Source organism: Pseudomonas sp. N40(2020) (genome assembly GCF_014472415.1).
Classification (GTDB): domain Bacteria; phylum Pseudomonadota; class Gammaproteobacteria; order Pseudomonadales; family Pseudomonadaceae; genus Aquipseudomonas.
In genome coordinates, this window is record NZ_JACSZV010000057.1 from 24,622 (window position 1) to 34,446 (window position 9,825).

Sequence of the window (9,825 nt, forward strand, 5' to 3'; positions counted from 1 at the left end):
TTTGGAACCTGATTGGCACTGCGCCCTTGTGGGAGCGACGGTGTCAGCGTTGCGCGGTTTTGCTGGCCGCAGCGCTGTTGTCGTGGATCAGCTGAGCGATCATCGCGTCGGCTTCGGCCAGTTGACGGTCGTAGACGTTGGTGCTGAACGAGGCTTTCTGCGGCGGTTGCTGAGCCAGTACCGGGCCGCTCTGGTCGTGCAGATTGACTTCGACGTTGGTCGACAGGCCCACCCGCAGCGGGTGCTTGGCCAGTTCTTCGGCGTTGATGTGAATCCGTACCGGAACACGTTGCACGATCTTGATCCAGTTACCGGTGGCGTTCTGCGCAGGCAACAAAGCAAACGCGCTGCCGGTGCCGGCACCGAGGCTGTCGACGGTGCCGCTGTATTTCACGTCGCTGCCATAGATGTCGGACTCGATGTCGACTGGCTGACCGATGCGCATGTCACGCAGTTGGGTTTCCTTGAAGTTGGCATCGATCCACAGTTGATCCAGTGGAATCACCGCCATCAGCGCGGTGCCCGGTTGTACGCGCTGACCGAGTTGCACGGTGCGTTTGGCGACGTAACCGGTGACTGGCGCGATCAAGGTGCTGCGCGCATTGGTCAGGTAAGCCTGACGCAGATCCGCAGCAGCCGACATCACGTCCGGGTGCGACGACACCACGGTGTCATCGACCAGCGCGCTGCTGGTTTTCAGTTGTTGTTTGGCGTTGGCCAGGGCGTTTTGCGCCGAGGTCAGGTCGTCGCGAGCGTGGGACAGTTCTTCTTGGGAAATCGCCCCGCCAGCGGCGAGATTCTTCCGGCGATTGAAGTTGTCCTGCGCCTTCTGCACTTCAGCCTGTTGCGCATTGACCTGGGCTTTCATGCCATCGACGTTGCTGTACAGGCCACGCACCTGACGCACGGTGCGCGCCAGTTTCGCCTGAGCACTTTGCAGGCCGACTTCAGCGTCGTTGGGGTCAAAGTTGATCAGCACCTGACCTTCGTGGACTAGGTCGCCATCGTCAGCGCCGATGCTGACCACAGTGCCGGTCACCAGCGGGGTGATTTCCACGACGTTGCCGTTGACGTAGGCGTCGTCGGTGCTTTCGTTAAAGCGCCCGATGAATTCGTGATACGCCCAGACGCCGCCAACGGCGAGAAGGACGATAACCGCCAGCACCAGCAGCATCACTTTGCGTTTGCGCGGATTGCCGGTGTCTGGGGTGTTGTCTGGAGCTTGAGTGTTTTCGGCAGTGGCCATGACAAATACCTTGAATTAGTTGTGCGACGTGGCTGGGGTGGCGTTGGCTGCGGTCAGGGTCTGCCCCTCGAAGCCGCCGCCCAGCGCTTGCATCAGTTGAATCGACAGGTCGATCTGCTCGGCATTGAGGTTGGCCAATTGACGCTGGGCCTGGAGCAATTGCTGCTCGATGCTGAGCACGTCCAGGTAGTTGCCGATGCCGGAACCGTAACGCTGGACGACGGTGTTGTAAGAGTCCTGAGCAATGTCGGTGGCGTGTTGCTGCGCGCCGATCTGCCGGCCGATGTCACGCAACTGATTGATCGTGTCGCTGACATCGCCCAGTGCTTTCACCAGACTTTTGTTGTACTGCGCCACCGCCAGATCGTAATCGGCGTCGCGCGCATCGAGGTTGGCGCGCAGGCGTCCGCCATCGAAGATCGGCACCGAAATGGTCGGGGCAATATTGAAGAAGCGACTGGCCGAACCGAACATCGCGTCACCCAAAAGGGATTCGGCGCCGGCCGAGGCCGTCAGGTTCAGGTTCGGATAGAACTGGGTCTTCGCCGAGTCGATGTCCTTGCTCGCCGCCTCTACCCGCCAGCGGGCGGCAACCAGATCCGGGCGACGACCGAGCAGTTCGGCCGGTAACACCGAAGGCACCGCCACGGCGCTGGCCTGCAACACTTTTGGTCGGGCGATTTCGTTACCGCGATCCGGGCCTTTGCCGAGCAACACGGCCAAGGTGATTTTCGCGCTGTTCAGGCGTTTTTCCGCATCGATCAGGCTGGCTTCGGAACTCGCTTCCAGGCTCTGGGTTTGCTGGAACTGATACTGGCTGTCGATCCCGGAACTCAGGCGACGCTGGCTCAAATCGAGCATCTGTTTGGTGCGCTTGAGGTCTTCGTTGGCCAGGTCATAGACGATGTGCGCCTGACCGAGATCGCTGTAAGCACGGGCCACGTCGGCGGCGAGGGTCAGCTCTGCAGCCTGGCGGTCGACTTCGGCGGCACGGGCCTGACCGAGGGCGGCTTCCCACGCATCACGCTGGCCGCCCCACAAATCGAAGTTGTAATTGAAGCCGGCGCTGACATTACGCACGGTGGCGTAGGCATCGCCCTGCCCCCGCGGATCCTGATCCTTGGCCAGACGCGAACGGCTGATGCCGGCGCTGGCGTCGAGGGTCGGATAACGCGCGGCATCGGCGGCATACGCGGCGGCGCTGGCTTGATGGGCGCGGGCTGCGGCGATCTGCATGTCCGGGCTGTCGTGCAGCGCTTCGCGGATCAAACCGTCGAGTTGCGGGTCGCCGAGGCTGGTCCACCAGTCGCTTTTCGGCCACGCGGCCGGCGACAGGGTTACGCCGTTAAGGGATTGGCCGACTTTCAGGTTTTGCGCATCAAGATTTTTGCCTTGGGTGTCGAGGCCGCTGTAGTTGGCGCAACCGGCGAGGATCATCGCCGACAGCACGAGGGTCAGGCTGCTGCGCAAGGTTTTACCGCTCATTGTGTTCACCTAACCGCTGGATAGTGATCGGGTCACCGGCTGCCAGCAGAATTTTCTTGAGGATGTATTCCAGGGTCTTCAACTCGTCCGGAGTGACGGCGCCGGCCAATTCATTCATTGCATCGGCGCCGATGTGCGGCAGGCGATCGGCCAGTTGCTGGCCTTGCTCGGTCAGTTTCAGTTGCACTTGACGGCGATCGCCTTCGCTGCGTTGGCGAACCAGGAAACCTTTCTGCTCCAGACGATCGAGCATCCGCGTCATCGAACCGCTGTCCAGCGACAGATGCCGGCACAGCTCGGCCGGGGTGTCGACGCCGAACTGGGCCATGATGATCAACACCTTGAACTGCGCGGCGGTGATGCCGTGGGGTTCCATGTGGGTGTCGATGATCCGGTCCTTGAGCAGCGCAGCACGGCCAAGCAACAGGCCGAGATGGCAGTGTTTGAATTCGTCCGGGGTGAAATGCTTCATTTGCTCACCTAATAACTGCCTAGGCAGTGAATATATGTCGAGATGTTACTGCCTAGGCAGCGAATGTCAAACAAATAGTTAGGAAGCTTTGTAATTGGCGGATAGGTGGTGGGGCTTCAGAAGCCAAAAGCAAAAGATCGCAACCATCGGCAGCGCCTACAGGGATTGAGTAAACCCTTGTTGGAGCTGCCGACGGCTGCGATCTTTTGATCTTTCAGAGGTGAATCAGAAATCGCGCTTGTAGAAGATATCCAGCGAACTTGCGACGCCACTGGCCGCTTCGAGGTAAACCTTCTTGCTCAGCTTGTAACGCAGGGCAATGGTGCTGGCCGGTTCAAACACGCCGACGCCATAACGCAAACTGAGTTTTTCGGAAATGTTGCCGCTGGCCACCACGCTGGTGGTGTTGCCGCTGCCCTGGGTGTCGAGCTGGAAATCTTGAATGCCCAAGTCCTTGGCCAGACTGCTCGTCACCCCAGAGCTGCCCATCAAGCCGAGACCCAACGCCGCTTGCGCGAGCATGTTGTTGTCTTCGCCGCTGGTACTCAGCGGACGCCCCAGCACCAGATAGGACAGCGCCTGCTCCTGGCTCATCGCCGGTTCCGAGAAGATCTGCGTAGTCGGCTGCTCGGCACTGCCGCTCAGGCGAATACCGGCGATCACGTCGTCAGTCTGGCGGATCGCCTCGATGTCCAGATACGGCTGATCGAGGGGGCCGGCAAACAGCAGACGCGCACGCCGCACCGTCAGACGCTGGCCGTAGGCACGGTAACGTCCGTCGTTGAGCCACAACTCGCCACGGGTGTCCATGTTGTCGCCGATGTGCACCTGACCTTGCAGATTGGCGGTCAGGCCGAAGCCGGCGAAGCTGAGTTTGTCTTCGCCGACGACTACATCGATGTCCATTTTCATGGCCATCGGTGGTTTGCCCTCTTCGGTCTGCGCGCCGACGATGATCGTGTCATCGGATACTTTCACCGTCGATGGCGGCAATTCGCGCACGGTGATTTCTCCTTTGGGCACCAGCACTTTGCCGGCAATCTTCAACTCATCACCGGCCATGGAAATCTTCAGGTCGGGCGCCACTTCGAGCTTGGCGTAGGGCTCGACGGTGACCGGCAGTTGCGTACCTTTCAAAGCGAGATCAACCACCAGCGCCTGACCCCAGGCGACGTTGCCGTTCAGACTGCCCTGCCCGGTCTTGCCGCTTTTCCAGCCGCCGTCCAGACGCACCGACTCACCGGCAATCACGGCTTGCAGTTGCAGATTGTTGAGTTCCATCGGCAACTCGGCACCCGACACTTCGCCGTCGCTGAGTTGCACCGTACCGTTGACCAGCGGTGCCAGTAGCCCGCCGGAAATCGTGCCGCTACCGTTCAAGCGCCCGGTGAGTTTCTCGACCATCGGCACAAACGGCCGCGCCACCGACAGATCCAGTCCACTCAAGCGGAACGAGCCGCTCAGCGGTTTGTTCTTCGGCAGCGGATTGAGCTGCGCCTGCACCATCAATTCGCCGAGTTTGCCGCCGACGAAATTGAGGTCGGTGTCGATACGCTTCGGCGTGAGTTTGCTGGTCAGCTTGAGCGTCTGGTACGGGAAATCCAGCCACTGATCTTTCTCACGCATGCGCAGCGTGCCGCCACTGGCATCGACGCTGATCACGCCGTTCGGGCCGCTGGCCGGCACGTCCAGTTGCAGATCGGCGTTGAGCTTGCCCTGCCAGGCGAAATCCTTGGGCAGCCACTGCGCCAGACTCTCAATCGGGAATTGCTTGAGGTGGTAGCGCAGTTTCGGATCGGGCATCAGCCGTTGATCTTCGCCGCACAGGCTGGCGCTGCCGGACATCCAGCAGTGGGCGCCAAAGTTGATCTTGCCGTCGGCCAGACGTTCGAGTTTCGCTGGGTTTTGCAGCTTCCAGTCCTGGCCACCGGCCTGAATGTCACCGCTGGCCAAGCGTCCACGCCAGTTGCCCTTGTCGAGATTGCCGTCCAGGCCCAACGCCAGTTTCAGTTTCGGCCCGAGCAGATCGAGGTTGAGTTTCTGGCTCTTGATGTCGCCTTGGGCACTGGCGGTCAGTGTACCCAGCGACGTGTCGCCGGCCTGAATGCCAGAGCCCTTCAGATCGATCTTCGCCCGTTGCGCACTGTCGAGGGTGGCGTCGAGGTTGAGGCTTTGCAGGCGATTGTCCTGGAAGGCCAGTTGCGAACCTTGCAGGCCTATCTTGCCTTGCGGCGCTTTCAGCGTACCGGCTACGTTGACCTGACCGTTGATCTGCCCGCGCAATTGCGGCCAGAGCTGGGCCAGACGCGACAGTTTGAAGTCGATCTGCCCGGTGAGTTTTTGTTGCAGGCTGCCCTTGCCGATGATGCTGTTGTCGCCGAGGCGGATTTGCAGGGCGTTGAGATTCCACTGCTCGCCGGCACCGTCAGCCTTGGCTTGCAGGATCGCCGGTTGGCCGCGCAGTTTGCCTTTCAGATCGAGGTCAGCTGTCAGGCTCAAGCGCTCGTTCTTCATTTCGCCTTTGCTTTTCAGTGGCCCGGCCAAGGTGCCCGGCAGCTCCGCGACCCAGTACGCCGGGTTGAGCGCTGACAGATCCAGCGCCGTGTCCCAGGCGATGCCGTCGGCGAACTGCACGTTCACATGCCCTTCGGCCTTGCCCTGCCCGGCTTCCATTTTCAGTTGCGGCAGTGCGATCTGTTTAAGGCTGCCACTGAAAGGACTGCTCAGGCTGAACGCCCCCGCCGGGCCATCCAGCGCGGCGGCGAAGTTACCGATGTACTGACCGTCGGTGTAGGAGACTTCGCCATTGAAGGTGCGCAAGGCGACTTGCGGCTCGTCGATTTCGTTGTAGAGCCGATGCCACGGGAAGTCCTGCCAAGTGATGTTGGCTTGAGCCGTGATGCCTTTGCTCCAGTCGACGCTGCCGGTGAGCTTGAGGCTTTGCTTGTCGTTGGCGCTCAGGTCGAGCCCGGCGATTTGCGCGCCGCTGGCGTCGACCTTGCCTTTGAGCAGCAGCGCCACCGGGCCTTTTTCCGCCGGTAGCGTGGCGTTGCCGAGCAACTGGTAACCGTTTTTCAGGTCGCCTTCGCCGGTCAGCACCAGTTGATTGAGTTGCAGGGTGTCCGGCAGGTCGGCGCTCGGCTTGAACGCCTCGGAAGTGATGCGCACCTTGGCCGGCAGGTTTTCCACCAGCGGTTGCAGTTCACCGCTTAACTGGCCGTCGAGGTAGCCACGGCTGTCGGCGTGCAGGTTGAGGGTTTTCAACAGGTCGCCGTCGATCTTTAACGCCAACGTCCATGGGCCGGTGCCCGGCGACGGCAGGGTCAGATCACCGGCGATGTTCAGTGGCCAGTTACCGGAGGGTTGCAGCAGACCGGACAGATTCAGGCTGAGCTCGTCGCGCTGCAATTGCACGCTGTCGATCTGCATGCCCTTGGCGGTCCAGTGCGCCGCCAGTTTCAGGCCTTTGAGTTGTTCGCTGCCGTTAAACAACAGGCTGCCGACCTGCACGTCGCCCAGCTCGAGGGCCACCGGCAATTGCAGATCCGGCAGTTTGATCGGGCCGCTTTGCGTAGTTTCTTCGCTCGGCGGGAATTGCAGAATGACCTGATCAGCCTTGAGCTGGTCGATGCACAAGGTCATGCGCGTCAGGCACAGCGGCGACCAGGCGAAGATCGGCTTCTGCAACTCGACGCGGCTGCTGTCTTGCTGCCACAACAGGTGATCGGCGCTCCATTGTCCGCCGAGGCGGCCCTGGAAATTTTCTACGCTCAAACCCGGCACCAGACCCAGCGCCCAACGGCTGCCAGCCTGCGTACCCAGCACCGCAGCGATGCTCAAGACAATCAACAACACCAGCGCCAGAAGCGTCAGTGCCGTTATTTTCAAACCACGTTTCACAGCTCAGGCCCCATGGAAAAGTGCAGCCGGATGCCGCCATCGTCGTCCAGCGCGTGGGCCAGGTCGAGGCGGATCGGCCCCACCGGCGAGACCCAGCGCACACCAATACCGACCCCGGTCTTGAGGTTCGGCAGTTCGAGTTTGTTGAAAGAGTTGCCCTGGTCGACGAAGGTCGCGACCCGCCACTTCTCGGCGACCGAGTATTGATACTCGACGCTGCCGGCAACCATGTAACGGCCACCGATACGTTTGCCGTCGGAGTTCTCCGGAGACAGGCTCTGGTAGTCGTAACCACGCACGCTCTGATCGCCACCGGCGAAGAAACGCAGCGACGGCGGCACCGACGCGTAACCGTTGGTGGCGCTGCCGCCGACCTGCACGCGGCCGAGCAAACGGTGTTTGTCGAACACCGTGGTCAAGCCTTTGACCAACGCCGTGCCATATAAAAGGTTGTTGTCCGAGCCGAGGCCTTCCTTCGCGACTTTGCTTTCAAAGGTCAGGCGATAGCCATTGTGCGGGTCGATGCGGTTGTCGCTTTTCAAGTACGAATAACTGATGCCGGGCATCAGCAAGGTACTCAAACCCGAGTCATCACCGAGCTCGTATTCCTCGCGCTGCCATTTCAGCGAGATAACCCGTTGCCAGCCACTGGACAACTTGCTGTGCCATTCCGGGCCGAAGGTCAGCAGCTTGCTCAGGGTGTCAGAACCCTCGATGTCTTCGAATTGATAACCACCGGCCCAACGCAATTTGTCGGTCAGCGGCGGGTCGAGCGGAATGTCGTAAAAGAGGCCGACGTTCTGCCGTGGCGCCGAGAGTTCGGCTTCCCAGCCATAACTGTCGCCCTGCGGATTGACCCAATGGCGCGTCCAGTTGGCCTTGATCCGTGGCCCGACGTCGGTCGAATAACCGAGGCCCAGGCCCATGGTGCGCGGCTTGCGCGTGTCGAGTTTGACGTCGACCGGGATCACCTCGTTTTTCGCGGTGGTCGGTGCGGCATCGACGCGCACCCCTTCGAAATAGCCGCTCGATTGCAGGTCGCGGTTGAGTTCGGCGATCAGCTCGGAGTCATACGGCTCGCCTTCCTTGAACGGCACCATGCGTTGCAGCAGGTCTTCGTCGAACGGCGTGTCGCCTTCAAAACTGACTTTGCCCAGCGCATAACGCGGGCCGCTTTCGTAGATCAATTCAACATCGGCGACACCGGCACGCGGGTCGACCATGAGTTTCTGGCTGGTGAAATGGCCGCTGAAATAACCGAAGCGCGAGGCCTGATTCTGGATCAGCCGCTTGGCGTCTTCGTAGCGACCATGGTTGAGCACCGCGCCGGGCTTGAGCACGTCGGCTTTCGGCACGCGAAAGGATTTAAAGGAGGCAGCCGGGCCGTCGACACGGATTGTGACGTTGCGCAGACGAATCGGCTCGCCGGGATCGATGTTCAGCACCAGACGCGGCTTGTCGCCGCCCTTCACGTCGCTGTCGATCTGCGGCTGATAGTAGCCCAACGCCTGGGCCGCCTTGCGCGCCTGCTCTTCGGCACCGCGACTGAAGCGCAGCAAGGCTTCTTCGTCACGGTCACCGAGGCTGCCGATATAGCCTTCTATATTGGCCTTGAGTTCATCGTTGGACGGTTTGATCCGCACATCCAATTCACTTTGCGCCAGCGCCGCGCAGCTGGATAACAGCATGAGCACACCACTGGTAAATCTTCCTGGAAACTTCATGGCGCGAATGCTATCACGGGCTTGGGAGCGTAATAGAAGAGGAAATTTCCCAAGAAGTTCGATTGCTATGCTGTTGCAGTTTGTAACACCTGAGGGTTGGCGTGGAAAAACACGTGCTCGCGCACCGGGCCGACGGCAACTTCGCCAATCTCCTGATAACCCTGACGTTTATAGAATTCCAGGTAACGCGGGTTGCCGGTATCGAGCACCACGCCTTGCGAGGTTTCGTCCACCGCGCACCAGTTGTGCACGGCAGTCAGCAGTTGCTCACCGAAGTGTTTGCCTTGGAACTGCGGGTGAACACCCAGCAGCGGTAACATGTGCACCGAATCGCTCGGTACGCAGGCGGCCACGGCATCGTGATACTCCAGGTAGCGGCGAGTACAGCGAAAACCGGTGCTGAGCACCATGCGCAGGCGCCACGCCCAGCTCTCGGTGATGCCCAAACGGCGTTGCGGCGGTGCGATCAGGGCGATGCCGATCAGGCGGTCGTTGACCAGCAGGCCAATGGCCGGCAGATCCTGCAGGAAGTGTTGTTTTACCAATTCGCGCACCGTCGCCCGCACCCGCTGCTCGTAGCCGGGACGCTCGGCTTCGAACAGGTAGCCGAAAGTCGGCTCGTGGCGGTAGGCCTGATACAGCAGGGATCGTGCTTCGCGGGAATAGCCGCGGTCGAGCATATGAATGTCAGCGATGGCGGTCTGGGTTTCAGGCATGACGGTGATTCTCCCCGGGGCGCGGCTAAAATGACTGCGCTCTTGTTGGTACGAACCTTTTGCCGTTGGCACAGTTCCCCACAGGTATAGACCAACCTTGGATCTTCATCGAACGGGCGGCCGCCAATCGCGAGCAGGCTCACTCCTACAGGGGTACGCATTTCAATTGTAGGAGTGAGCCTGCTCGCGATGAACGATAACGCGGTTTTTTCTGCGGATCAGGTTTGCGGGTCGACCCGATCCAGCGCCCGGTTCACCGCCAGTTCGGCGAGCATGACAATT

The 9,825-nt window shown here is 60.6% G+C and carries 6 protein-coding genes; all 6 read right to left on the minus strand.

Annotation, left to right across the window (positions count from 1 at the left end; translation table 11 throughout):
• Window positions 1-43: 43 nt before the first annotated feature.
• Window positions 44-1,246: an efflux RND transporter periplasmic adaptor subunit gene (locus IAI51_RS25725; RefSeq protein WP_187681031.1), complete on the minus strand. Its 1,203-nt coding sequence runs from the start codon at window positions 1,244-1,246 to the stop codon at window positions 44-46.
• A 15-nt stretch (window positions 1,247-1,261) separates the two neighbouring features.
• Window positions 1,262-2,731, minus strand: a complete 1,470-nt coding sequence (locus IAI51_RS25730) for an efflux transporter outer membrane subunit (RefSeq protein ID WP_187681032.1) — start codon at window positions 2,729-2,731, stop codon at window positions 1,262-1,264.
• On the minus strand, window positions 2,721-3,203 hold the full coding sequence (locus IAI51_RS25735; RefSeq protein WP_150592326.1) for a MarR family winged helix-turn-helix transcriptional regulator: 483 nt from the start codon (window positions 3,201-3,203) through the stop codon (window positions 2,721-2,723). The genes IAI51_RS25730 and IAI51_RS25735 overlap by 11 nt, the downstream gene beginning before the upstream one ends.
• A 225-nt stretch (window positions 3,204-3,428) precedes the next feature.
• Entirely contained in the window at window positions 3,429-7,103 is a 3,675-nt protein-coding gene (locus tag IAI51_RS25740; protein ID WP_187681033.1) for a translocation/assembly module TamB domain-containing protein, read from the minus strand.
• Entirely contained in the window at window positions 7,100-8,827 is a 1,728-nt protein-coding gene (locus tag IAI51_RS25745; RefSeq protein WP_187681034.1) for an autotransporter assembly complex protein TamA, read from the minus strand. The genes IAI51_RS25740 and IAI51_RS25745 overlap by 4 nt, the downstream gene beginning before the upstream one ends.
• Before the next feature lie 65 nt (window positions 8,828-8,892).
• Window positions 8,893-9,543 carry a GNAT family N-acetyltransferase gene (locus IAI51_RS25750; RefSeq protein ID WP_187681035.1) on the minus strand — a complete coding sequence of 217 codons (651 nt, stop codon included), beginning with the start codon at window positions 9,541-9,543 and terminating at the stop codon, window positions 8,893-8,895.
• Window positions 9,544-9,825 lie beyond the last annotated feature (282 nt).

Coding starts and splice junctions, on each gene's coding strand:
- IAI51_RS25725 (WP_187681031.1), bottom strand. CDS start 1,246: ATGGCCACTGCCGAAAACACTCAAGCTCCAGACAACACCCCAGACACC.
- IAI51_RS25730 (WP_187681032.1), bottom strand. CDS start 2,731: ATGAGCGGTAAAACCTTGCGCAGCAGCCTGACCCTCGTGCTGTCGGCG.
- IAI51_RS25735 (WP_150592326.1), bottom strand. CDS start 3,203: ATGAAGCATTTCACCCCGGACGAATTCAAACACTGCCATCTCGGCCTG.
- IAI51_RS25745 (WP_187681034.1), bottom strand. CDS start 8,827: ATGAAGTTTCCAGGAAGATTTACCAGTGGTGTGCTCATGCTGTTATCC.
- IAI51_RS25750 (WP_187681035.1), bottom strand. CDS start 9,543: ATGCCTGAAACCCAGACCGCCATCGCTGACATTCATATGCTCGACCGC.